The organism is Pasteurella canis (assembly GCF_020810675.1).
Lineage (GTDB): Bacteria > Pseudomonadota > Gammaproteobacteria > Enterobacterales > Pasteurellaceae > Pasteurella > Pasteurella canis.
In genome coordinates, this window is record NZ_CP085871.1 from 701,961 (window position 1) to 725,760 (window position 23,800).

The 23,800-nt window shown below is 35.6% G+C and carries 22 protein-coding genes; 16 read left to right on the plus strand and 6 right to left on the minus strand.

Annotation, left to right across the window (positions count from 1 at the left end; all coding sequences use genetic code 11):
* Positions 1-309: 309 nt before the first annotated feature.
* The gene (gene thrS / locus K7G93_RS03360) at positions 310-2,241 is read left to right on the plus strand and encodes a threonine--tRNA ligase (RefSeq protein WP_228400479.1); all 1,932 of its coding nucleotides are present in this window, start codon (positions 310-312) and stop codon (positions 2,239-2,241) included.
* A gap of 105 nt (positions 2,242-2,346) precedes the next feature.
* Here thrS and K7G93_RS03365 read toward each other — a convergent pair whose 3' ends face one another.
* On the minus strand, positions 2,347-2,901 hold the full coding sequence (locus K7G93_RS03365) for an NAD(P)H nitroreductase (RefSeq protein ID WP_049214447.1): 555 nt from the start codon (positions 2,899-2,901) through the stop codon (positions 2,347-2,349).
* A gap of 121 nt (positions 2,902-3,022) precedes the next feature.
* Between K7G93_RS03365 and sppA the strand changes: the two genes are divergently transcribed.
* Both sppA and K7G93_RS03375 read left to right on the plus strand, forming a co-directional pair.
* A complete protein-coding gene (sppA, locus tag K7G93_RS03370) occupies positions 3,023-4,900 on the plus strand; it encodes a signal peptide peptidase SppA (RefSeq protein ID WP_226690467.1) in 1,878 nt (625 codons plus the stop codon).
* Between the two features lie 80 nt (positions 4,901-4,980).
* Positions 4,981-5,355, plus strand: a complete 375-nt coding sequence (locus K7G93_RS03375; protein ID WP_226690466.1) for a cytochrome b562 — start codon at positions 4,981-4,983, stop codon at positions 5,353-5,355.
* Positions 5,356-5,448: 93 nt separating this feature from the next.
* On the opposite strand, the gene uspE is transcribed toward K7G93_RS03375, so the two are convergent.
* The 4 genes from uspE to ttcA all read right to left on the minus strand — a co-directional run bounded on the left by uspE (position 5,449) and on the right by ttcA (position 9,063).
* Positions 5,449-6,387, minus strand: a complete 939-nt coding sequence (gene uspE, locus K7G93_RS03380; RefSeq protein ID WP_226690465.1) for a universal stress protein UspE — start codon at positions 6,385-6,387, stop codon at positions 5,449-5,451.
* Between the two features lie 113 nt (positions 6,388-6,500).
* Positions 6,501-7,259, minus strand: coding sequence for a fumarate/nitrate reduction transcriptional regulator Fnr (gene fnr, locus K7G93_RS03385; RefSeq protein ID WP_049214443.1), 759 nt, complete (start codon positions 7,257-7,259; stop codon positions 6,501-6,503).
* Between the two features lie 278 nt (positions 7,260-7,537).
* On the minus strand, positions 7,538-8,062 hold the full coding sequence (msrA, locus tag K7G93_RS03390) for a peptide-methionine (S)-S-oxide reductase MsrA (RefSeq protein ID WP_226690464.1): 525 nt from the start codon (positions 8,060-8,062) through the stop codon (positions 7,538-7,540).
* A gap of 71 nt (positions 8,063-8,133) precedes the next feature.
* Positions 8,134-9,063, minus strand: coding sequence for a tRNA 2-thiocytidine(32) synthetase TtcA (gene ttcA / locus K7G93_RS03395; protein WP_374107379.1), 930 nt, complete (start codon positions 9,061-9,063; stop codon positions 8,134-8,136).
* A gap of 187 nt (positions 9,064-9,250) precedes the next feature.
* Here ttcA and mukF point away from each other — a divergent pair, with 187 nt between their 5' ends.
* The 7 genes from mukF (at position 9,251) to K7G93_RS03430 (ending at position 19,655) form a co-directional block, all read left to right on the plus strand.
* Positions 9,251-10,576 carry a chromosome partition protein MukF gene (gene mukF, locus K7G93_RS03400; RefSeq protein WP_228400480.1) on the plus strand — a complete coding sequence of 442 codons (1,326 nt, stop codon included), beginning with the start codon at positions 9,251-9,253 and terminating at the stop codon, positions 10,574-10,576.
* Between the two features lie 43 nt (positions 10,577-10,619).
* Entirely contained in the window at positions 10,620-11,345 is a 726-nt protein-coding gene (gene mukE, locus K7G93_RS03405; RefSeq protein ID WP_115322685.1) for a chromosome partition protein MukE, read from the plus strand.
* A 5-nt stretch (positions 11,346-11,350) separates the two neighbouring features.
* Positions 11,351-15,838, plus strand: coding sequence for a chromosome partition protein MukB (mukB, locus tag K7G93_RS03410; protein ID WP_226690462.1), 4,488 nt, complete (start codon positions 11,351-11,353; stop codon positions 15,836-15,838).
* A 99-nt stretch (positions 15,839-15,937) separates the two neighbouring features.
* Positions 15,938-16,339 (plus strand): hypothetical protein, encoded by a 402-nt coding sequence (locus K7G93_RS03415; RefSeq protein WP_160530777.1) that lies wholly within the window; start codon positions 15,938-15,940, stop codon positions 16,337-16,339.
* 142 nt (positions 16,340-16,481) lie between these two features.
* The gene (locus K7G93_RS03420; RefSeq protein ID WP_049214436.1) at positions 16,482-17,351 is read left to right on the plus strand and encodes a hypothetical protein; all 870 of its coding nucleotides are present in this window, start codon (positions 16,482-16,484) and stop codon (positions 17,349-17,351) included.
* A 100-nt stretch (positions 17,352-17,451) separates the two neighbouring features.
* On the plus strand, positions 17,452-18,879 hold the full coding sequence (gene sbcB, locus K7G93_RS03425; protein ID WP_226690461.1) for an exodeoxyribonuclease I: 1,428 nt from the start codon (positions 17,452-17,454) through the stop codon (positions 18,877-18,879).
* Positions 18,880-19,391: 512 nt separating this feature from the next.
* Positions 19,392-19,655, plus strand: a complete 264-nt coding sequence (locus K7G93_RS03430) for a hypothetical protein (RefSeq protein ID WP_228400481.1) — start codon at positions 19,392-19,394, stop codon at positions 19,653-19,655.
* 156 nt (positions 19,656-19,811) lie between these two features.
* On the opposite strand, the gene K7G93_RS03435 is transcribed toward K7G93_RS03430, so the two are convergent.
* The gene (locus tag K7G93_RS03435; protein ID WP_228400482.1) at positions 19,812-19,997 is read right to left on the minus strand and encodes a hypothetical protein; all 186 of its coding nucleotides are present in this window, start codon (positions 19,995-19,997) and stop codon (positions 19,812-19,814) included.
* Positions 19,998-20,138: 141 nt separating this feature from the next.
* Here K7G93_RS03435 and K7G93_RS03440 point away from each other — a divergent pair, with 141 nt between their 5' ends.
* From K7G93_RS03440 to K7G93_RS03465, 6 genes are all read left to right on the plus strand, one after another.
* On the plus strand, positions 20,139-21,257 hold the full coding sequence (locus K7G93_RS03440) for a phage/plasmid replication domain-containing protein (protein ID WP_228400483.1): 1,119 nt from the start codon (positions 20,139-20,141) through the stop codon (positions 21,255-21,257).
* 19 nt (positions 21,258-21,276) lie between these two features.
* On the plus strand, positions 21,277-21,603 hold the full coding sequence (locus K7G93_RS03445; protein ID WP_160530785.1) for a DNA-binding protein: 327 nt from the start codon (positions 21,277-21,279) through the stop codon (positions 21,601-21,603).
* Positions 21,604-21,797: 194 nt separating this feature from the next.
* Positions 21,798-22,034 (plus strand): hypothetical protein, encoded by a 237-nt coding sequence (locus K7G93_RS03450; protein ID WP_228400484.1) that lies wholly within the window; start codon positions 21,798-21,800, stop codon positions 22,032-22,034.
* A gap of 24 nt (positions 22,035-22,058) precedes the next feature.
* The gene (locus tag K7G93_RS03455; RefSeq protein WP_228400485.1) at positions 22,059-22,283 is read left to right on the plus strand and encodes a hypothetical protein; all 225 of its coding nucleotides are present in this window, start codon (positions 22,059-22,061) and stop codon (positions 22,281-22,283) included.
* 83 nt (positions 22,284-22,366) lie between these two features.
* The gene (locus K7G93_RS03460) at positions 22,367-23,497 is read left to right on the plus strand and encodes a hypothetical protein (protein WP_228400486.1); all 1,131 of its coding nucleotides are present in this window, start codon (positions 22,367-22,369) and stop codon (positions 23,495-23,497) included.
* A 14-nt stretch (positions 23,498-23,511) separates the two neighbouring features.
* Positions 23,512-23,799: a DUF2523 family protein gene (locus K7G93_RS03465; protein ID WP_228400487.1), complete on the plus strand. Its 288-nt coding sequence runs from the start codon at positions 23,512-23,514 to the stop codon at positions 23,797-23,799.
* The last annotated feature ends 1 nt before the right edge of the window (position 23,800 follow it).

Consider the following 23,800-nt stretch of genomic DNA (forward strand, 5'->3'; position numbering starts at 1 on the left):
ATTGGATCCATATACTAAAATAAATTAGTTAGATTAACAAAAGAACTTAGTGTTTTAATTTATAACGAGTTAGTATAAATGTGAATGATTATTTGTTTTTAATATAAAAAAATGTGTATTTTCAGAGGATCTATACTGATTCAGCAAATTCTAAATCGCCAATAATCATTAAATATGTTACACTTTCTAACCGCATTTTTGCCTTATTCAGAGTAGGAATGAGTCTAAAGTGCGGTTTATTTTTAATAATTTTGAGTAAAACAAAAACAAGTAACCTCTCGTATGGGTTACCACTGTAAAGGAAATATTATGCCAATTATTACATTACCTGACGGTTCACAGCGTCAATTTGAACAACCAGTTTCTGTGTTAGAGGTTGCAGCAAGTATTGGTGCAGGTCTTGCTAAAGCCTGTATTGCTGGGCGTGTGAATGGCGAGCGTAAAGATGCTTGTGACGTTATCACAAATGATAGCAAATTAGAGATTATTACTGCAAAAGACGAAGATGGATTAGAAATTATTCGCCACTCTTGTGCACATTTATTGGGGCACGCAATTAAGCAATTATTCCCAAATGTGAAAATGGCGATTGGTCCAACAATCGACAATGGTTTTTATTATGATGTGGATTTAGACCGTTCTTTAACACAAGACGATTTAGATGCATTAGAAAAACGTATGCTTGAGCTGGCTAAAACCAATTATGATGTGGTAAAAAAAGTCGTGAGCTGGCAAGAGGCACGCGATACCTTTGAACAACGCGGTGAGCCATATAAAATGGCGATTTTAGATGAAAATATTGATCGTTGTGATACTCCCGCACTTTATCATCATGAAGAATATATTGATATGTGTCGTGGTCCACATGTACCAAACATGCGTTTTTGTCACCATTTCAAATTAATGAAAGTAGCTGGCGCATACTGGCGTGGTGATAGCAAAAATAAAATGTTACAACGTATTTACGGTACAGCATGGGCAGATAAAAAACAATTAAGTGAATATTTAACACATTTAGAAGAGGCTGCAAAACGTGACCACCGTAAAATAGGTAAAGCTTTAGATTTATATCATATGCAAGAAGAAGCACCTGGTATGGTGTTCTGGCATAATGATGGTTGGACGATTTTCCGTGAGTTGGAAACGTTTGTTCGTACTAAGTTAAAAGAATATGATTACCAAGAAGTCAAAGGTCCATTTATGATGGATCGAGTACTTTGGGAAAAAACAGGGCACTGGCAAAATTATGGTGACTTAATGTTCACCACTCAATCTGAGAACCGTGAATATGCGATCAAACCAATGAATTGTCCAGGGCATGTACAAATCTTCAACCAAGGTTTGAAATCATACCGTGATTTACCCATTAGAATGGCAGAATTTGGTTCTTGTCATCGTAACGAACCATCTGGTTCATTACATGGATTAATGCGTGTTCGTGGTTTTACACAAGATGATGCACATATTTTCTGTACTGAAGATCAAATTGAAAGTGAAGTGACTGCTTGTATCAAAATGGTTTATGACATTTACAGCACCTTTGGTTTTGAAAATATTCAAGTGAAATTGTCAACCCGTCCAGAAAAACGTATTGGTGCGGATGATATGTGGGATCGTGCAGAAGCAGGTCTTGCTGCTGCATTAGCACATAATGGGCTTGAATATGAGATTCAAGAAGGAGAAGGCGCTTTTTATGGTCCTAAAATCGAGTTTGCATTGCGTGACAGTTTAGATCGTGAGTGGCAATGTGGTACGATTCAGTTAGACTTCGCCTTACCAGGTCGTTTAAATGCCTCTTATGTTGCAGAGGATAATGATCGTCGCACACCGGTAATGATTCACCGTGCAATTTTGGGCTCTATTGAACGTTTTATCGGTATTATCACAGAAGAGTATGCGGGTTTCTTCCCAGCATGGTTAGCACCTACACAAGCTGTCGTAATGAATATTACTGACTCACAATCAGATTATGTACAACAAGTGGTGAAAACATTATCTGATGCAGGATTACGCGTAAAATCTGATCTACGTAATGAAAAAATTGGTTTTAAAATTCGTGAGCATACTTTGCGTCGTGTACCATATATGCTTGTTTGTGGTGATAAAGAGATAGAAGCAGGAAAAGTGGCTGTACGTACACGTAAAGGTGCTGATTTAGGGACATTTACAATTGATAAGTTTTTAACAATTTTGAAAAAACAAGTCAGATCACGTGAGCTAAAATTACTTGGCGAAGCTTAATGCTTTTTCCAATGAATAAAAACAAAAGTGCGGTCAAAATGACCGCACTTTTTTTATCAGTATAAAAAACTACCTGAGATAAATATGATGATACAAGCTAATTAATCAAGATAAATATTGAACAAATTCATCCGTATCCTGTATTCTCTTCTCTCTTTCTAATTTATCTTCTGCTGTACCTATCATTAATAAAGCAATAATTTTTTCGCTTTCTTGACAGTGGAGTGCTTGGCGTAAAGCATTGCCATCTACCCATTTACCTGTAATCCATACATTAGCAAAACCTTGTGCATTTGCTGCTAGTTGAATCGCATAGGTTGAACAAGCTGCACATAACATTTGTTCCCATGCAGGAACTTTTGCTTCTTTATTTATTTTAGCCACTACAGCGATAATCATAGGTGCTCTTTGTGCTAAATTTTCAGCTTTTTTTAATTTTTCATCACCTAATTCAAACTCATATACTGCTTCTTTTAGTAATGTACCAAATTTGTTTAAGGCTTCTTCCTCAATAACAACAAAGCGATAAGGGTGTAAACGTCCATGATCAGGCACATTCAATGCTGCTTGAAAAATGAGTTCTAATTGCGTTTTATTGGGCGCAGGTGTCGTAAGCTTTTTTTCTGAACGACGGTTAATAAGTAATTGTAACGCATCCATGAGATTCTCCTTATATCAAATCGCGTGAATTCTAGCATATTTTTAAAGGAACGTTTATTGCAAGTCGAGTTTATGATATGTTATCCAAATTAAATTTTTATCTTCTAATGGATGAGGTTTTATGCAAATTTTACGTTTGCTAACATTTTGTTGGCGTATTTTAAATTTTATTCGTGACTTAGTTATGAATATTGTTTTTTTATGTTTTGTTTTATTACTAGCTGTATTAGTCGGTCTTTTTACCCATGTAACGAAAACACAACACACCCTGTTAGAGGGTGATCAAGGTGCATTATTACTCAATTTAGATGGTTATTTGGCAGATAATCGAGAAGAAAGTACTTCTTGGCAAAATGCATTAAAAGAGCTAGATAATCAACATGTCCCACGTCAAATTTCAACGTTTGATGTTGTTTATACTATTGAAAATGCTGCGAAAGATGAACGTATCCGAGGCTTAGTTTTAGATTTAAACTTTTTTGAAGGGGCAGATTTACCTGCCATCGAATATGTTGGAAAGGCAATTAAGTCATTTAAAATAAGTAATAAGCCAGTGATTGCTTTTGCAGACAGCTTTGGTCAATCTCAATATCTATTAGCAAGTTATGCCGATGAGATTCTCATCAATCCGATAGGTGCAGTTGAAATTACAGGATTACGACAAGAAAACTTATATTTCAAGTCTATGTTGGATATGTTAGATGCGACAGCTAATGTTTTTCGAGTAGGCACTTATAAATCGGCCGTTGAGCCATTTTTACGTGATGATATGTCACCTGAGGCAAAAGCTGATCTATCACAATGGCTTAGTAAAATGTGGAATAACTATAAACAAGTTGCTGCAGAAAATCGTCAAATTACGCCTGATTTAGTTTTACCTGATGCAAAAACTTATGTAAAAGAGTTAAGCGCTTTAAAAGGAAATCATACAGCTTATACACAACAGCGTAAACTCGTCACGGGTCTTGCGAGTCGTTTGGATATAGATGATAAATTAGCAAAATTATTTGGTGAAGATGAAGAGGGAAATATTAAATTAATTGAATTTGATAAATATTTGTCTGCATTACCAGATCGTATGCTAGAGGAAGGTAAGCATAAAATTGCGGTAGTCAATGTGGAAGGAGCCATTATTGATGGCGAAAGTTATGAGCATGAAGTTGGTGGGGATAGTGTTGCCCGTTTATTACGTCAAGCCTATTATGATGATCAAGTAAAAGCTGTTATTTTACGCGTTAATAGTCCTGGTGGTAGTGCCTTTGCTTCAGAAATAATTCGTCAAGAAGTAGATAACTTACAGCAAGCAGGAAAACCTGTTGTTGTATCAATGGGATCAATGGCAGCCTCTGGTGGATATTGGATTTCAAGTACTGCTGATTATATTGTAGCAGATAAAAATACTATTACAGGCTCAATTGGTATTTTTGCTATGTTCCCAACCTTTGAAAAGACAATTAAGAAAGTCGGGATTTCTGCTGATGGCGTATCGACTTCGCCATTAAGTAACTTCTCCAGTTTTAGTGCGCTTTCTTCAGAGATGAATGATATATTCCAACTTGAAATTGAGCATGGCTATGATCGATTCTTATCATTAGTGAGTAAAGGTAGGGGATTATCTAAAGAACAAGTAGACAATATTGCACAAGGTCGTATCTGGTTAGGTGAAGAAGCATTAAAACATAAACTTGTTGATGAGGTGGGCAATTTTGATATTGCTGTTGCTAAAGCGACTGAACTTGCAAATCTATCACTCGATGAAAGCCAAAGAACTGAAAAGTTTGCGCTTGAATGGCTAGTAGAAACAGATGATAGTCTGTTTAGTAGTTTGTTGCGTGATCTAAAACATAATATGCAATTATTTGTAAAACAAAGTTTGTCAGCAAGTGTAGGTCTACCACATCAGTACTATCAAGTACAACAACAATTAGGTTTATTACATAAAATGAATGATCCTAAAGGACAATATTTATATTGTTTAACTTGTGGCACAATAAAATAAGATTAGTTAGAATAACCAAACCATTGAAATCATTTTGGTGGTTTGGTTATTTTTTTATTTCAATTTGTGGGAGAAAATAAGTGAGTAAATTAAAGCAATTACTTTCTGTTGCGATTATTGGTTTAGCTGTTACAACAGTATCAAATGCAAATGTTCGTGCTGAAATGAACCAAATGAAAGGAGTAGCATCTGCATTAACTAATGCAAATGATCTTGCTGCATTCCAAAAAGCAGCAAAAGAATTACGTGATTTAGCGGTTCAATCAACAGATAAAAAACCATCAAGTATTGATAATGATACAGATTTTAGAGGTTATCAAGAAGGGATGAAAGAATTTATTGCTGTTATTGATGAAGCAGAAAGGCTTGCACAAGAAGGTAATTTAGCTGCAGCAAAAACAACAGCAAAAAAACTTTTTGATCTTCGTAATGAGTATCACAAAAAATATAAGTAAGTCATAGCAATTTCTACTAAGCTCTAATGCAGAACAGCCTGTTATTTAACAGGCTGTTTTCTTCATAAAATTTTCACAAAATAGACCGCTCTTTTAACCATCTGAGTCAGTTTTGTTAGGTTTAATTGCTAATAAATTACAACTAAGTTTATTAATTACATGCTCAGCAGTATTACCCAAAAAGGCAGCGGATAAACCTGTACGTCCAATAGTACCTAATACAACTAATTCTGCTTCTAATTCTTGAGCAACTTGAGGAATTACTTCTTCGGGAAATCCCTCACGTACATGTGTATGATCATCATCAATACCAAATTGCTGGCGCAGTGCTTTCATATTGATTAAATATTGACCTCGTGTATTTTTTTCATATTCACCACTATTAAATTCAGGTAAGTCAATTGCCATATTCACTGGTGTAGGAGGATAGGCTGTAACTAAATGCACGTTACCTCGTTCAAGATTATCTGCTAAATCAATCCCCAAATTGACAAGTTGTTCATTAAATATTTTATGATTTTTTTCTTCATCATCAGCAACATTAACAGCAATCAAAATGCGGCGTTGGTGCTTCCAATCCCCGTCTCTAACCATTAATAGCGGTTTCGGACATTTACGTAAAAGCTGCCAGTCCATTGGAGTAAAAATTAAAGAGGTTATACTTTCTTCCTCTTTAGTATATTTGACGACTAAATCATATTGATTTTGTTCCACTTCATGAGTGCTCGCTTCAGCTTCATTACTGTGCCATACAACAATTGCTTTAAATTCAATATTAGGATCAGCATATTTTTCTAGATAAGGTTGGATAGCGAGAGTTCTTTGTGCAATAACGCCTTGATGCATTTCTTCTCGCTCTTCAGAAGAAAGTAGAGCAGACATTTCATAAGAAAGATCATATACCGCCAAAAAGACCGTAATATGCACTTTTTGGCTGCTTTTTTGTTCTTTTGCTAAACGAACTGCACGTGCTAATGCATACTGCTTTTCATTTTCAGGATTTAAAATGACAAGTATATTATTGAACTTCATAACAACCTCCATTGCTGATTGGGTTGTCTATAGAATAGAAAAGATTTAAATAAATGACAAGGTAAGATGTTGAAAAAGGTGATCTAGTGCAACTATTCGTTGCACTAGATTTTTTAGATACCCATACGGATATTCGTTTTTGTTGTACCAGATAATTCAATTAACGCAACCATGTCATTAATTGTTATATATTTACCTTGGACAGATAAAATCCCCATTTTTTGTAAGCGGCCTAACAAGCGGCTAATCGTTTCAACAGTTAGGCCTAAATAATTGCCAATATCTCCACGCGTCATAGTCAAACGAAATTCTCGTGCAGAAAATCCTCGAGCAGAGTAGCGTCTTGATAAATTATAAATGAATGCAGCTAAACGTTCTTCGGCATTCATTTTCGATAAAAGTAAAATCATTTCTTGATCATTTTTAATTTCATTACTCATCAAACGCATAATTTGTTGGCGCAATTTAGGCATTTTTCCAGATAAGTCATCTAAAATATCAAAAGGAATTTCACACACCATTGACGTTTCTAGTGCCTGAGCAAAACTAGGATGCTCCATATTCATAATCGCATCAAAGCCAACTAAGTCACCAGGTAATTGGAAAGAGGTAATTTGTTCTTCTCCAGTCTCACTAATTGTATAAGTTTTAATCGTTCCAGAGCGAATTGCGTACAGGGAACTTAGTCGATCGCCTGCTTTAAATAAAACTTGAGACTTTTGTATTGGTTTTTTGCGTTCAATGATATTATCAAGCTGATCAAGCTCTTGTTCATTTAGTGTGAAAGGAATACAGAGCTGACTAATACTGCAATCCTGACAATGAATCGCACATCCCCCAGATTGCACTTTGCGCCCGATTTTAGTGTCCATAGATAAACCTTAATTAATACAATAAAATAGTATAAAATTGATCTATCTCAAATAATATCATCAAATGTTAAAATTAAGAAGTATTAAATATCATCAAGAGAGAGAAAAATGGCAGCAGAAAAGTTAACGAAAAAACGTTTGATTCAAATAATCGTTATGTTAGGAATTTTATTATTTTTATTTTTTTATCGAACTTATTCACATACATAAAAATGCCTCTATTTTTAAAGAAGATAGTAAAAAGGCACATTAATAAATATGCCTTTACTCATAAACAGTTACTTCCAAATTTCAGCAAATTTCACTTTGGCTTTTAAGAATTTTGGTGTAGCAACTAAATTACAATAGGTATTTTGTGGATTTTGTAGTAAATAACCTTGATGATAATCCTCCGCCACATAGAATGTTTGTGCAGGGCAAATTTCAGTCACAATATTTTCATTAAAGTGTAGTTGTAATTCTGCTACTTTTTGCTCTGCTGATTCTTTCTGTTCTGTATTTAAATAATAGATACCACTGCGATATTGTGTACCAATATCTTCACCTTGACGGTTTAACTGTGTCGGATTATGAATAGAAAAGAAAATCTCTAACAATTTTTCATAGCTAATTACAGATGTATCAAATTCAACTTTGACTGCTTCTGCGTGTCCCGTTTCGCCTGTACAGACTTCTTTATAAGTTGGGTTCTCAGTGGTTCCATTAATATAACCAGAGGTCGCTTTTTTCACACCTTTAATTTGATTGAAGACGGCTTCGACGCACCAGAAACAGCCACCTGCAAAAATTGCTTGTTGAGTCATATTTTTTCCTTCTTGTTGATGTTCTCGTTTATTTTGTCGTTTTAATCGCTTTATTCTTACACAATATCCTGTTATTGAACTTGTTTAATTTGGATCAGTTCATTTTCTGAGAAGTGTTCTTCTTCATCAAACATGACAGGTGCCGAAAAGTCTGGTTTGTCAAAAGCAATATCGCCTTCAATATTTTCTAAAATTTGACCGCGCTTGATGTCTTTAAAATTAAAGAGGGTAGTGTCGCATAAATGAGAAGGTACAATATTTTGCATTGCGCTAAACATTGTTTCAATACGACCTGGATATTGGCGATCCCATTTTTGTAGCATTTCTTTGACGACTTGGCGTTGTAAATTCGGTTGAGAACCACAAAGGTTACAAGGGATAATAGGAAATTGTTTTGCTGAAGCATATTTTTCAATGTCTTTTTCTTTACAATAGGCAAGTGGACGAATCACAATTTGTTTTCCGTCATCGCTAATTAATTTAGGTGGCATACTTTTTAATTTACCGCCATAGAACATATTTAAGAATAAGGTCTCTAACATATCATCACGGTGATGGCCTAGTGCAATTTTGGTCGCCCCTAATTCAGTTGCAGTACGATATAAAATACCACGTCTTAAACGTGAACAAAGTGAGCAGGTCGTTTTACCTTCAGGAATTTTTTCTTTCACAATACCATAGGTGTTTTCTTCAACGATTTTATAATCAACACCAATGCTTGTTAAATATTCTGGCAAAATATGCTCTGGGAAACCTGGTTGTTTTTGATCTAAATTAACTGCCACAATATCGAAATGGATCGGCGCGTTTAAACGTAAATTTAATAGAATATCTAACAACGTATAGCTATCTTTTCCGCCTGAAAGGCAAACCATCACTTTGTCGCCATCTTCAATCATATTGAAATCAGCAATAGCGTTGCCAACATTACGGCGTAAACGTTTTTGTAACTTATTAAAATTGTAAGTTTGTTTTTTATTTTGTTGAGTTGTTTCTGTCATTCTCTTTATTCGTCATTCGTTAAAATCTGCGTATAGTAAGACTTAATCTGGATTTTTCCAATAAAAATTCGTAAATGAGGAAAAGCGCGGTCGATTTTTTGTGAATTTCTTCGCTGTTAGAATCGACAAAATCCTGTATAATCAACCCAATTTTTTGTGTAATTTATACCCATTGTGAGATTTTTTAATGCTTGAAACATCACAAACAATTCCTGAGCTCGTTTCTTGGGCAAGAGAGCGTGAGTTTTCTTTGAATTTATCAACTGAGCGTTTAGCTTTTTTGCTAGCCATTGCAATTTATAATAATGAACGTCTTGATGGCGAGATGCTAGAGACAGATTTAGTTGATATTTTTCGCCATATCTCGAGTGCGTTTGATCATTCCTCCGAAACCATTTCTACACGTGCTAACAATGCTATTAATGAGCTTGTAAAACAACGTTTTCTAAACCGTTTTAGTAGTGAATTTACTGAAGGGTTATCGATCTATCGTTTAACTCCATTGGGTGTAGGGGTGTCGGATTATTACATTCGCCAGCGTGAGTTTTCTGCACTGCGTTTATCCGTTCAACTTTCTATTGTGGCTGATGAAATTCAACGTGCTTCAGAAGCAGCAGAAGAAGGCGGCGATGAACATCACTGGCGCCGCAATGTATTCGCTCCACTGAAATACTCTGTGGCAGAGATTTTTGACAGTATTGATTTATCTCAACGCGTAATGGACGAAAATCAGCACAGTATTAAAGAAGAAATCGCTGAATTATTAACAAAAGATTGGCAAGCGGCAATAGCAAGCTGTGAACGTTTATTAGATGAAACTTCGGGTAACTTACGCGAATTACAAGACACGTTAAATGCCGCAGGGGACAAATTACAAGCGCAATTATTACGTATTCAAGATTGTGTGATCGGTCAGGAAAATCTGTATTTTGTGGAACAATTAATTACCGATTTACAATCAAAACTCGACCGTATTATCAGCTGGGGTCAGCAAGCTATCGATTTATGGATTGGCTACGATCGCCATGTACATAAATTTATCCGTACCGCAATTGATATGGATAAAAACCGCGTATTTTCACAACGTTTGCGTAATTCTATTCATCACTATTTTGATCAGCCTTGGTTCTTATGGACAGCCCAAGCTGAGCGTTTAATTGATTTACGTGATGAAGAATTAGCACTGCGTGAAGAAGATGCCTTAGGCGAATTGCCAGAAGAATTACAATATGAATCCCTTGCGGATTTACACGATCAAATCGTGGAGCATATGCAAGGCTTATTAATTGATTATCGAGAGCATAACCGCCCAATTAATTTAAGTTTAGTGTTAAAAGAACAATTAGAAAATTACCCTGTCACAAAACATTTTGATGTAGCACGTATTATCGTTGATCAAGCTGTCCGTTTAGGTTTGGCAAAAGATGATTTAAGTGGTGTTTATCCGCATTGGGAGCCAATCAACCAACGTGGTGCGGAAGTGCAGGCTCATCCAATTGATAAGTATAAATAAGTGCGGTAAGTTTTAGCGAAATTTTATAAATAGAGAACAAACAATGACAGACAATCTTCAAGATCTCATTTCAACTAAATTGGCAGCAGCGATTGCAAATCCGCTATTTCCTGCTGTGGATAGCCAATTGCGTTCAGGCAGACATATTAGTCTTGATCAATTAGACAATCACGCATTTTTAATGGATTTCCAAGGTGAATTAGATACTTTCTACCGCCGTTATAATGTGGAGCTCATTCGTGCGCCAGAAGGTTTCTTCTATTTACGTCCAAAAGCAACGACATTAATCGCGCGTTCTGTGCTGACTGAGCTCGAAATGTTAGTAGGAAAAGTGTTGTGTTATCTCTATTTAAGCCCCGAGCGTTTAGCCCAGCAAGGTATTTTTAGTACACAAGAAGTGTATGATGAATTATTAAATTTAGCGGATGAAAGCAAACTATTAAAAGCAGTAAACCAACGATCTTCGGGTTCTGATTTAGATAAACAAAAATTAGCAGAAAAAGTACGTGCAGCGTTAAATCGTTTACGCCGTTTAGGTATGATCCATACCGTTGGTGAACAAAATAGCGGTAAGTTTACGATTTCAGAATCAGTATTCCGTTTTGGTGCAGAAGTGCGCTCAGGCGATGACCCACGAGAAGCACAATTACGCTTAATTCGTGATGGGGAAGCTGCAACACCAGAATCTTTAGCATTAGAACGACAAGCCAACGCAGAAAGTGCGGTCGAAAATGAAGAAATTGAAGATGAATTAGATGATGAGGAATAAAGAGAATGTCTGAAGAATTAGCCCTTGAAAACATCGAACAAACAGAATCTGTTGTTCCTCAAACTACATTTAACCACGCTCACCATGCGCCGCGTGGTAAATTCCGCTCATTAACTTTAATTAACTGGAACGGTTTTTTTGCACGTACTTTTGATTTAGATGAATTAGTGACGACGCTTTCTGGTGGTAATGGTGCGGGTAAATCTACCACAATGGCAGGCTTTGTGACTGCATTGATTCCTGATTTAACCTTATTACATTTCCGTAATACCACAGAGGCGGGCGCTACTAGTGGTTCGCGTGATAAAGGGTTACACGGTAAGTTACGTCCTGGTGTGTGTTATGCCGCATTAGATACCATTAACTCACGCAACCAACGAATTATTGTCGGAGCAAGACTACAACAAGTGGCAGGGCGTGATAAAAAAGTGGATATCAAAACCTTCTCTATTCAAGGTTTAGCCTTATCTGAAAATCCAACGACTGTTTTCACTGAAATTGTTGGTGAACGCCAAGCGCGCGTGCTTTCATTAAATGAATTAAAAGACAAAATGGAGCAGGTGGGCGCACAATTTAAGCAATATCATTCTATTACGGATTACCATGGAATGATGTTCGATTTAGGGATTATCCCTAAACGTCTGCGTTCTTCTTCTGACCGTAGCAAATTCTATAAATTGATCGAGGCTTCTCTTTACGGTGGTATTTCAAGTGCGATCACCCGTTCTTTACGTGACTATTTATTGCCTGAAAACTTAGGCGTGCGTAAAGCGTTCCAAGATATGGAAAGCGCATTACGTGAAAACCGTATGACTTTAGAAGCGATCAAAGTGACTCAATCTGATCGTGATTTATTCAAACATTTAATTACTGAAACTACCAACTATGTGGCCTCAGACTATATGCGTAATGCAAATGAACGTCGTGGCAACATCGAAAGTGCGGTGCGTTTTCGCCAAGATTGGTATAAAGCCAAATCAGAACAACGTCTTTCCCAACAACGTTTAGTCGAATTAAGTCGTGAGTCAGCAGAATTAGCAGAAAACGAAAAAACATTGGAAGTGGATCACCAAAGTGCGGTTGATCACTTGAATTTAGTACTCAATGCGTTACGCCATCAAGAAAAAATTTCACGTTATCAAGAAGATGTTGCAGAAATTGTTGAACGTTTAGAAGAGCAAAAAATCGTTGTTGAAACTGCAAATGAGCATTTAGAAGAAGCGCAAATGGAAGTTGAGCAAACTGAGCACGAAGTGGATCAAATTCGTGCACAATTAGCAGATTATCAACAAGCATTAGATGCACAACAAACCCGAGCATTACAATATCAACAAGCTATCGCTGCACTTGAAAAAGCAAAAACATTATGTGGCTTAGCGGATTTAAGTGTTAAAAATATTGATGCGTATCATGAAGAATTTGATGCTCACGCAGAAAGTTTGACTGAACAAGTGCTTGAACTTGAACATAAAATGTCAATTTCTGAAGCCGCCAAAACGCAATTCGACAAAGCGTATCAGCTTGTATGTAAAGTGGCTGGAGAAATTCCACGTTCAGCAGCATTTGAGCAAGCAAAAGAATTGTTACGTGAATATCCAAGCCAAAAAGTACAAGCACAACAAACGCCACAATTGCGTGCTAAGTTACACGAACTTGAACAGCGTTATGCACAACAACAAATTGCGGTGCGTTTATTAAAAGAGTTTAATCAACGCGCAAACTTAGATTTAACGACCACAGACGAGTTGGAAGAATACCACGCAGAACAAGAAGCATTGTTGGAAGATGTGAGCACAGAATTATCTGAACAAGTGGAACAACGCTCAACTTTACGTCAAAAACGCGAACAATTGACCGTACTTTATAACGAAAATGCACAAAAAGCGCCAGCTTGGTTGACTGCACAATCTGCGTTAGAACGCTTACAAGAGCAAAGTGGACAATCGTTTACAGATAGCCAAGATGTCATGAATTTTATGCAATCACAATTGGTGAAAGAACGTGAATTGACGATTGAACGTGATCAATTAGAACAAAAACGCCAACAATTAGAAGCTCAAGTTTCACGTTTAAGCCAACCAGACGGTTCAGAAGATGCTCGTTTGAATGTGTTAGCCGAGCGTTTTGGCGGTGTGTTACTTTCGGAGCTTTATGATGATGTACCAATTGAAGATGCGCCTTATTTCTCCGCACTTTATGGACCTGCACGCCATGCTATTGTGGTGCGTGATTTGGAAGCTATCAAAGCACAATTAGAACAGTTAGAAGATTGCCCAGATGATCTCTACTTAATTGAGGGCGACCCAGCAGCATTTGATGACAGTGTTCTATCTGCTCAAGAACTGGCGCATGGTGTAGTTGTTCAGGTGTCTGAACGTGAATTACGTTATTCAAAATTCCCTGACATTCCATTATTTGGACGTGCAGCGCGTGAGAAATATTTAGAAGAGTTACAAGTTCAGCGTGATGAAATCGCAGAACAGTATGCACAGCGTGCATTTGATGTCCAAAAATGCCAGCGTTTGCACGAACATTTCAGCCAATTCGTGGGATTACATCTTGCGTTAGCCTTCCAACCAAACCCCGAAGAATTAATGGCAGAAATTACTCAGCAACGTAATGAAATTGAACGTGAATTAAATAACTTCAGCACAACAGAACAGCAATTACGTATTCAGTTAGACAGTGCAAAAGAGAAAATGCAGCTGTTGAATAAAATTCTTCCTCAGTTAGCCTTGCTTGCAGATGAAAGTTTAATTGATCGTATTGAAGAATGCCGTGAGCAACTAGATATTGCAGAGCAAGATGAGTTATTTATTCGTCAATACGGCGCTACGTTGTCACAATTAGAACCAATTGCGAATACTTTACAAAGCGATCCAGAAAATTATGAACGCTTAAAAGCTGATTATGAGCAAGCCATTTCTCAACAAAAACAGGTTCAACAACGCTTATTTGCGTTGGCTGATGTGGTTCAGCGTAAACCGCATTTTACTTATGAAGAACGAGTCCAATCTGAAACGTCAGAATTAAACGAACAATTGCGTGCACGATTAGAGGAAATGCAGCAACAGCGTGAACTTCAGCGTGAGCAGTTACGCCAAAAACAAGCACAATATAGTAATTACAACCGTGTATATATTGAGCTACAAACTTCATTCAATAACAAAAATCAAATGTTACAAGAGTTGTTGCAAGAAGTTGGCGAGTTAGGCGTGAGAGCAGATGAAGGCGCGGAAGAACGAGCACGACAACGCCGTGATGAATTGCATCAATTATTATCGACGAGCCGTACTCGCCGCTCACAAGTCGAAAAACAATTAACATTAATTGAAAGTGAGGCAAATGGCTTAGCTGCACGCATTCGTAAAGCAGAACGTGACTATAAAACACAGCGTGAATTAGTGGTTGCAGCAAAAGTGAGCTGGTGTGTGGTGATGCGTTTATCTCGTGGCAGTGATGTGGAAAAACGCTTAAATCGTCGTGAATTTGCTTATTTATCTGCGGATGAATTACGCTCAATGTCAGATAAAGCATTAGGTGCATTGCGTACTGCAGTCGCAGACAATGAATACTTACGCGACAGCCTACGTTTATCAGAAGATAACCGTAAGCCAGAAAATAAAGTCCGCTTCTTTATTGCCGTGTATCAACATTTACGTGAGCGTATTCGTCAAGACATCATTAAAACAGATGATCCAATTGATGCAATTGAACAAATGGAAATTGAATTGTCTCGTTTAACTGATGAATTGACACGCCGTGAGCAAAAATTGGCAATCAGTTCTGAAAGTGTGGCAAACATTATGCGTAAGACTATTCAACGTGAACAAAACCGTATTCGTATGCTGAATCAGGGCTTACAAAATATTGCGTTTGGTCAGGTGAAATCGGTACGTTTAGTGGTGAATATTCGTGACACCCACGCAATGTTGCTTGATGCTTTATCAGGCACACAAGAAGAGTATCAAGATCTCTTCACAGATAATCGAATGACTTTCTCAGAAGCTATTGCCAAACTTTATCAACGTTTAAACCCACATATTGATATGGGGCAACGTACAGCACAAACTATTGGTGAAGAGTTACTCGATTATCGTAATTATCTCGATCTTGAAGTAGAAGTATATCGTGGTGCAGATGGTTGGTTACGTGCAGAAAGTGGCGCATTATCAACAGGTGAGGCGATCGGTACAGGTATGTCAATCTTATTAATGGTTGTACAAAGTTGGGAAGAAGAATCCCGTCGTATTCGAGGTAAAGATATTGTGCCTTGTCGCTTATTATTCTTAGACGAAGCTGCACGTTTAGATGCGAAATCCATTTCAACCTTATTTGAATTGTGTGAGCGTTTAGATATGCAATTGCTTATCGCTGCACCTGAAAATATCAGCCCAGAAAAAGGAACAACCTACAAACTGGTGCGTAAAATTGCAGGCAATCAGGAACACGTTCACGTGGTTGGCTTGCGTGGCTTTGGTGCAACAGAGTAGTTAAAGACAAGAAAAAGTGCGGTCAAAGTGTTAAAAGTTTTGACCGCATTTTAGTATGAATGAATCATTCATTGAAATACATAATATAAGGAATTATTTATGCCTAGACGTTTAACACAGACACCTGTTGAAACTCATAAAACAATGCGTAATGTTACTTTTGAGAGTCAAGTAATTGCTTGGTTATTATATGATGGTTGGCAAGTTTTTACGCCAGTTCTAGATAATTGGCATAAAACAGATGTTCTAATTTCAGATGGCGAACAATATATTAGAATTCAAATTAAAACATTAAGTGCAGGAAGGGGTAAGAAAGTTAATATTTCTAACTGTTGGGGAGATGCGCCTATTGATTATGTTATCTACTTCGCAAGAGAGGGAGAGTGGGGATACATTATGCCTGCGTTTAAAGAAGCGACAAGACCTCTTAATCATAGTGAGCATCGTTTCTTTGAACTTAAACGTAAAGATTTTTTAACCGCATTTCATACAATTGATTAATCAGTACAAGTTAATAAAGTACGGTCGGAATTTTCAATGTTTTGACCGCACTTTTGTTTGGAATGTATTTCATCATTAACGATTTTTATCTGGATAAGAAAAAGATATAATCGAACCTTTCTAACGGATTAAGGAAAGCAAAATGCATAATCTTATTATTGCCGTTCTTTGTAGTGTAGCGGTTTCAGTTTTACTTAAAGTTGCACGTAAAAAAAATATTGTAATTCAACAAGCAATTGCCTTTAATTATATTGTCGCACTTGGGTTAAGTTACTTTTTATTAAAACCTGACTTTAAAGGATTAGGATTCACTGAGTTTGTAGTACAAAGTGAAAATGCACCAGTGTTTTTCGCACTCGGTATCTTATTGCCCACAGTGTTTATCATTATGTCGAAGGCTGTTGAATTTGCGGGCATTGTTCGCTCTGATGCAGCACAACGGTTATCGTTATTTTTACCTATCGTTGCTGCCTTTTTAATTTTTGGTGAACAACTAAGCCAAGCACGTTTAATTGGTATTATTTTGGCATTCGTGGCGTTGTTCTGTCTATTAAATAAACCGACAGATACAGAAAGTAACATTAAAGGTATGGTTGGACTTATTTTAGTTTGGTTTGGTTACGGTATTATCGATATTCTGTTTAAACAAGTCGCGAAAAGTGGCGGTGCATTCCCAGCAACGTTATTTATTTCCTTTGTGTTAGCAGCCTGTGTAATGTTTGGTTATTTATTACTAAAACGTGAAGTGTTTACAGTACCAAGCTTTGTTGGAGGGATTATTCTCGGTGGTTTAAACTTTATGAATATTCTTTTCTATATTAAAGCGCACCAAAGCTTCAGCGAAAATCCAACATTAGTTTTTGCAGGAATGAATATTGGTGTGATTTGTTTAGGCACGATTACTGGTGCATTAGTCTTTAAAGAAAAAATAAGCAAAATCAATGGAGTAGGGATAGTCATTGGAATTTCGGCTATTTTCTGCTTATTCTATTTAGATAAAATCATCAATTAACCCTCAAATTTATGATAAGAGCCGCACAAAAGTGCGGTTTCTTTTTTCTCAATTTTCTCTGTTGTGTTAGAATCCCTTTTATTTTCAATCGAGTTTTCCTATGACCACAACAGGTGATTTCAGCTTTTTTATTTACGATTATGAAAGTTTTGGCGTCAATCCAGCCTCTGATCGTCCAGCCCAATTTGCTGGTATTCGTACTGACATTGACTTCAATATTATTGGTGAACCAGTAATGCTGTATTGTAAACAAACTAATGATTATTTGCCTGCACCAGAAGCTGTTTTAGTGACAGGCATTACACCACAAGAATGTAATGAAAAGGGGATTGCTGAACCCGAATTTGCTGAGCGAATTTTGCAAGAATTTAGCCAGCCAAATACTTGTGTAATGGGATTCAACAATATCCGTTATGACGATGAAATGACCCGTTATACGTTTTACCGTAATTTCATTGATCCTTACGAATATAGCTGGAAAAACGGTAATTCACGTTGGGATTTACTTGATCTGGTTCGTGCTTGTTATGCACTTCGTCCAGAAGGAATTAATTGGGCATACGATGAAAATGGTATGCCATCATTTCGCTTAGAAAAATTAACACAAGCAAATGGCATAGAACATAGTCATGCACACGATGCAATGGCCGATGTTTATGCAACGATTGCAATGGCAAAACTAATCAAAGAAAAACAACCAAAATTATTTCAATTTTTCTTCGAAAATCGAGGAAAAAAAGAAATAGAAAACATGATTGATACAGTCAATATGACACCACTCGTACATGTTTCAGGGATGTTGGGTAATTATCGAGGTAACACGGCTTGGGTTGTACCACTTGCCTGGCATCCAATCAATCAAAATGCTGTAATTGTTTGTGACTTATCGGCAAATCTTGATGATTTACTCACTAAAACTGCTTCCGAATTACGTCAAAATTTATATACGCCCAAAACAGAACTTTTAGAGAAAGGGATTTTGCCCGTCCCTTTAAAGCTTATACATATCAATAAATGCCCGATTATTGCACCAGCTAAAGTGTTATTACCAGAAAATGCTGTGCGTTTAGGAATAGATAGATCATTCTGCTTAACAAATTTACAGAAATTAAAAATGAATAATCTAATCCGTGACAAAGTTGTTAGTATTTTCAATGAAGAACATAAATTTGAGCTAAGTGACAATGTTGAAACTGAACTCTATAGCGGATTTTTTGACTATAGTGATAAAAATAATATGGCTATTTTACGTACATTACCCCCAGAAAAGCTAATTGAACATGGTTTAAGTTTTAAAGATAAGCGTATTCCAGAGTTATTATTTCATTATCGTGCACGTCATTATTTTAATACGTTAAATCGAGCAGAGCAGCTAAAATGGCAAAAATATCGTCGTAAAAAACTTGAAAAAAGCGTGGTTCAATTTGAGCAAAGCTTACAACATTTAGCTGAAGTTTATCATGATAATCCCAATCAGCTAGAATTATTACAAAAAGTATATGAGTATGGAGCAAAGTTGCTTAGATAAACTAGTGACATCGTCACTAGTTTGATTTGTAACAAATATCAAAACACTTATTTTAAAATCTACAAACATTATCATCATGATTTCAATATTGATGATTAATTTTCATTTCTGTGATACTTCCTCATCAAAAATATAATATTTTTCACGTAGCGTTACCAATTATAGTAACTGATCAATTTTTTAAGCTTTCTATTTCATTTCTCTTTATTCTTTAACTCGGTATATTTAATTTTTATTTACAATACTTATTTAAGTGTGTGTAACGACTTAATTTTACTGTGACAGTGTGCTTTCCATTATGATTTTATCTTGCTTAAGTAGTATTTGTGACTTGTGCATAACTCTGTGATTTATTTATATCGTAGTGTTTATTAACTTTGTAACTAATTTCGCATAATTTTTTTCAAATTATGTTAACATTCGAAGCGCGGTAAAATCGCGCACGCACCGCGCGAGAATTTACACATAATTTGCATTATGCGAAATCATAACATATTGATATTATTATATTTATGGCTGATATTACACTTCAACACATTACGCCACGTCATTTTTACGAATCAGTAAAACTCATTAAAGAGATCTACCCACACTTTGAATTTTCACATAACGCATTGACAATAAGTTTTGATAGTGACGAGAATCTATTTGAGAGAATAGAACATCTAGAGATGTTTTTAAAAGAGCTTGAGCATTCAAGTGTGCCAGTTGATTTAAGTGAATTTGTAAGAACATACAGAAAAATTCCTAAAAATCGTACATATTTTAAACGTTAATTCTTTATTGTCTAAAATTTAATCACTTCTTCAGCGATGCTTAAAAAACATACAAAAAAGTTCGGGGGTTCTGTTACACCCGAACTTTACCGTGGAATCCCACGGTTTTTTATACTTTATTTATAGATAAATTGATTATTATTTGATCTATTTTCTTTATTTTTTTTCTTCTGTTTTATGTATAAGATCTTGTTTAGCTTCATTCAGATAGTTATCTAATAAATGATTAACTATATCGCTCATTTTTGTAAGCTTTCCACTTTTATGGCTTATTTCTATAGCGAGCAGCTCAAGCTTGTTTCTTCTTTGAGCATTAATTCTTACAGATGTGTCTTTTATCATCTTAAATCCTCATTTTATTAAAGTCCCATTATATTTATTTTTATATTTTTTATGCATATATACTTGCATGCAGTATGTAAATATACTATATTTATTTTATGTATATTTGCATGCGGTATATTTTTAATGTTTTTCGACTATTTGAAAATAGAACAAGACTTTTGCTATCAACTCCCTTCTCTTGGTGAGTTTGGCTTTATAGGCGTTCATCTCGATACTGGCGAAACACAAGAATTTATTAATATGCCAACTTTTGAGCATGAAGGCAGTTACTGCGATAAAGTCTACATTAAAGTTAATGGTAGTCGCTTAAAAATGTGGGGAAACCCGAGCCGCTATGGTCGCGTTGAAAATTTATTTGGAATAACATCAATAGATGTATGCGTTGATGTCTTTAATAAAATTTTATCTCAATATAACCTGCCTCCGTTTACTAAATGTACACGAATTTTTTATGGTCAATCAGAGGATGGAACGAAAGCAAAAAAATATTCTGATGGAGCATTAATTAAAGAATTACATATTACTCAAAATAAGTCTGTTGGCTTTGGAAATGTTGAACATTATTTAAGTGGACTTGCAACATTAGGTTATAGGAATTCAATTCCAAATTTATATACTAATGGTCAAACTGTTGATTGGCTTAATAAAAAAGGAAAAGGTACAGGATTAATTTATCCATCAGTATATAACAAAGCTTATGAGTTAGAACTACACTCATTGACAAAAATAAAAAATAAATTTGGTGAACAATCTCAAGAATTTAAAGAATTGATAAATGTTATTAACTTTTGCAAAGAAAATGGTGTAGCGAGATTTGAATTAAAATTAAAGTCAAGATATTTACAAAGAGAAAATTTAAATTTTTATGGATTAAGTGATTATTCAAGATTAAAACAATTAAGTGACGATTTTTTAAGTATTGAAAATAAATTAAGGGTAACAGCAATGGATTTTGAAACAATTTCAGAGACTTTATTAAATTCTGGCGTAGTTGATTCTGTTCGCAGCGCAAATACAACTGCAATGTATGCTTTGCAATGGTCTCACGGTCAAGTTTTTGATTTAAATAAAAGACAAGTTCAAATGCATAGATCTAGACTAAAAAAAATCGGTATAGATATTGCTTATAAATGTGACATTTCAAAATTTAGCCCTGTTAGAGTTATATCTACTCGTGAAGTTGAATCTAAACCTTTGATTATGCCTTCATGGTATCGAGCACCCGCTCATCATTTAACTTTATTAAAAGCAGCTTAAATCTATAGGAGATTAAAAAATGGAACAAGGTTTTTATATAGTCGGAAAAATGTTAGGTTCTCGTCAACTTAAAAATGTCGATAATTCAACAGGTGAATTAAAGTTTAAAAATCAAATTGGTATAGGTTTAGTTCGCTCTGATGGTTTTGGCGGCACAACTCAAAGTGAGATTTCAATTACTGTAAGTAAGAATGAGCTATTTACAAATGAGTTAATCACAAACTGTCGCAATTTAACAGGAAAACTTGTAAAAATCGCGGTTTATCCCATGGCTTGGTCTTTTAAAGATAAAACAGGTATTTCTTATTATTATAATGATCATTCTTCTATTGAAGAAGTTAAATAATTTTTGAGTTCGCGCCATGCTCCGCGCGTTCTCACTTTTATTTATGCTTAAGTTATTAATCGCATTCAGCTTTTACAAGCTATACAAAAGAGGAAATAAAAAGATGAAAGAATTTTTATTTATCGCTTCAGCTTCAATGGTTGGTTTTCTTGTGGGTTCTTCTCTTTTAATTTCTTTTATTTTGGTGCTTTAAAATGTCAATTATTTTAGAGGTTGAGGGTTGTAATAAAGTTACAAATTCTTGTGCTCAATTAGAATTGAAAATTCCACGCAATGAACTTTTAAAGATTCAAAGCGTGGAAAGTTCAAAAAGCGAAACCGTTAATTATTTAGCTTACACTGAATTTTGGGCGGTTTCATTCTCAATAACGTTATCATTTTGGGTTTTAGCAAAAATCGCTGGCGTGGTTTTAAGCTTTTTCAAAAGATAACATCATTTAAAAGGAAACTATATCATGTTTAAAAATATAATTAAAAATATCGCTCGTAAAGCGACAGTTGTTGGCACAGTTGCATTAGCTTCTACTTATTCAATGGCAGAGGGTCTTGGTGATTTGGGTAATGCTGCTAATTTTGCTGAGGGTAAAACTGCTATTACAGCTGTAGCTGTTGGTCTTGGAGGCTTTTTAGTCTTTGGTCTTGTTGCTAAGGCAATTTTAGGTTTCTTCAAACGCGTTTAAGTAAAAATGGCCCGCAAATTGCGGGTCAATTTTTAGGGGTTTTTCATGTCTTGGGAAATGATTTTTTTCTGCTGGGGAATGTTATGCGCTTATGTTGTCGTTCGGGGCTTTTCAAATTAATTTTAATTTTACCGCTTCTTTTTATCTCTACTTTTTCTCATTCTCGTGAGCTTTGGTCTTCGGTCGGTTATTGGTATTTTCGTAAAAATTTAAATAATGATGATGCAATTTCAAAAACTGATTGTGATTTATCGAAATTTGCTGGATCGAAGAAAACGGATGGTGATAAAAACGCACCTAGAGTTGATATAAGAATTAAAGTTGACTCCAGCGGAGTTGTTACTGATTACGGGGACGGCGAAGGAGGTTCATTCTCTGGTGATGGCTGGTTTCGTTATGCTGAAAAAATCGAGTTTAGTTCTCGTCTTTCTTCATCGCAAAATTCAGTTGCAAGAGAAGCATTTAAAACAGCATTAAAAAATAATAATTGTCAAATTGCTGATTCACTTTTAGATGCGCTAACAAATCCAAATCTTAGAGAAGATGGGATGTTGTCTATTGATGGTGATGGCTATAAATGCGCTATTACAAATAGTGGTCTTTCTGATTGTTTAGTTGAAGGTGCGGCAGAAACTTGTGACGAGAATGGCGAAAATTGTCATATTTCAATTGGCAATGAAAAGAGAATGGGACTAGATGAACTTGCTAAAACGAAAGAGAAAGAAAAACAAAATGGTTCAGATAATTCGGGTTCTAATGGTTCAAGCAATCAAAATAATGGTCACGGCGGTAATAGTGGTGCTGATGGTACAGGTTCTGGTAATGCTAGCGGTAATAATAGTAGCGGCGGAAAATCTGATGGTAAAAATCAAGGAAGCAAAGGGGATAAAGATGGTCAAAATGGTTCGGGTAGCGGTGTTGGTAGTGGAGAAGGTGATAAGAAAGGTGATGGTAAAGATGAAGGTAAATTACCGGAACTAGAAGAGTTTGATATTAAAAAATCACTTGAAGAATTAAAGTCTAAGCTTTCAGATATGGTTGGCGGTCAATGTTCTGTTTCTGGTAATTGTCAGCCTATTACTTTTTCGCTTTTTAATGCAACTCATACCATAGATATTCATTGTAAGTTATTTTCAGAAAATGGTGACGGAATAAAATCTGGGTTCACTTTTCTTTGGACGACTATTGGCATTTTGATTATTTTATCAGCTTAATATAAGGACTATTTATGCCTGCTTTAATTGCGTTTTTAACTAAAGTATTTCTTTTTATATTTACGTTAAAAGTAATTCGTTTTTTTATGTTCGGTGCTATATTGATTGCTTCTGATGATATAGTTCAGCTTCTTTTAGATGTTTTTTTACCCGAAATTTCTGATATTTGTCAGCTTTTAAGTTCTGTTCCTCCAGAACTAGGATTTTTTCTTCAATATTTTGAAATTCCATTTGCTGTAAATACTGTGTTATCTGCTTATTTAACGCGTTTTGCTATTCGCAGACTGCCCTTTATTAATTAAT

Excerpts from the sequence above, each read along its gene's own strand:
- K7G93_RS03430 (WP_228400481.1), top strand. The coding sequence starts at position 19,392 with ATGGCTGATATTACACTTCAACACATTACGCCACGTCATTTTTACGAA.
- K7G93_RS03460 (WP_228400486.1), top strand. The coding sequence starts at position 22,367 with ATGCGCTTATGTTGTCGTTCGGGGCTTTTCAAATTAATTTTAATTTTA.
- mukF (WP_228400480.1), top strand. The coding sequence starts at position 9,251 with ATGCTTGAAACATCACAAACAATTCCTGAGCTCGTTTCTTGGGCAAGA.
- sbcB (WP_226690461.1), top strand. The coding sequence starts at position 17,452 with ATGACCACAACAGGTGATTTCAGCTTTTTTATTTACGATTATGAAAGT.
- K7G93_RS03415 (WP_160530777.1), top strand. The coding sequence starts at position 15,938 with ATGCCTAGACGTTTAACACAGACACCTGTTGAAACTCATAAAACAATG.
- uspE (WP_226690465.1), bottom strand. The coding sequence starts at position 6,387 with ATGAAGTTCAATAATATACTTGTCATTTTAAATCCTGAAAATGAAAAG.
- K7G93_RS03455 (WP_228400485.1), top strand. The coding sequence starts at position 22,059 with ATGTTTAAAAATATAATTAAAAATATCGCTCGTAAAGCGACAGTTGTT.
- thrS (WP_228400479.1), top strand. The coding sequence starts at position 310 with ATGCCAATTATTACATTACCTGACGGTTCACAGCGTCAATTTGAACAA.
- K7G93_RS03450 (WP_228400484.1), top strand. The coding sequence starts at position 21,798 with ATGTCAATTATTTTAGAGGTTGAGGGTTGTAATAAAGTTACAAATTCT.
- sppA (WP_226690467.1), top strand. The coding sequence starts at position 3,023 with ATGCAAATTTTACGTTTGCTAACATTTTGTTGGCGTATTTTAAATTTT.
- mukB (WP_226690462.1), top strand. The coding sequence starts at position 11,351 with ATGTCTGAAGAATTAGCCCTTGAAAACATCGAACAAACAGAATCTGTT.
- msrA (WP_226690464.1), bottom strand. The coding sequence starts at position 8,062 with ATGACTCAACAAGCAATTTTTGCAGGTGGCTGTTTCTGGTGCGTCGAA.
- fnr (WP_049214443.1), bottom strand. The coding sequence starts at position 7,259 with ATGGACACTAAAATCGGGCGCAAAGTGCAATCTGGGGGATGTGCGATT.
- ttcA (WP_374107379.1), bottom strand. The coding sequence starts at position 9,063 with ATGACAGAAACAACTCAACAAAATAAAAAACAAACTTACAATTTTAAT.
- K7G93_RS03435 (WP_228400482.1), bottom strand. The coding sequence starts at position 19,997 with ATGATAAAAGACACATCTGTAAGAATTAATGCTCAAAGAAGAAACAAG.
- K7G93_RS03420 (WP_049214436.1), top strand. The coding sequence starts at position 16,482 with ATGCATAATCTTATTATTGCCGTTCTTTGTAGTGTAGCGGTTTCAGTT.
- K7G93_RS03445 (WP_160530785.1), top strand. The coding sequence starts at position 21,277 with ATGGAACAAGGTTTTTATATAGTCGGAAAAATGTTAGGTTCTCGTCAA.
- mukE (WP_115322685.1), top strand. The coding sequence starts at position 10,620 with ATGACAGACAATCTTCAAGATCTCATTTCAACTAAATTGGCAGCAGCG.
- K7G93_RS03365 (WP_049214447.1), bottom strand. The coding sequence starts at position 2,901 with ATGGATGCGTTACAATTACTTATTAACCGTCGTTCAGAAAAAAAGCTT.
- K7G93_RS03465 (WP_228400487.1), top strand. The coding sequence starts at position 23,512 with ATGCCTGCTTTAATTGCGTTTTTAACTAAAGTATTTCTTTTTATATTT.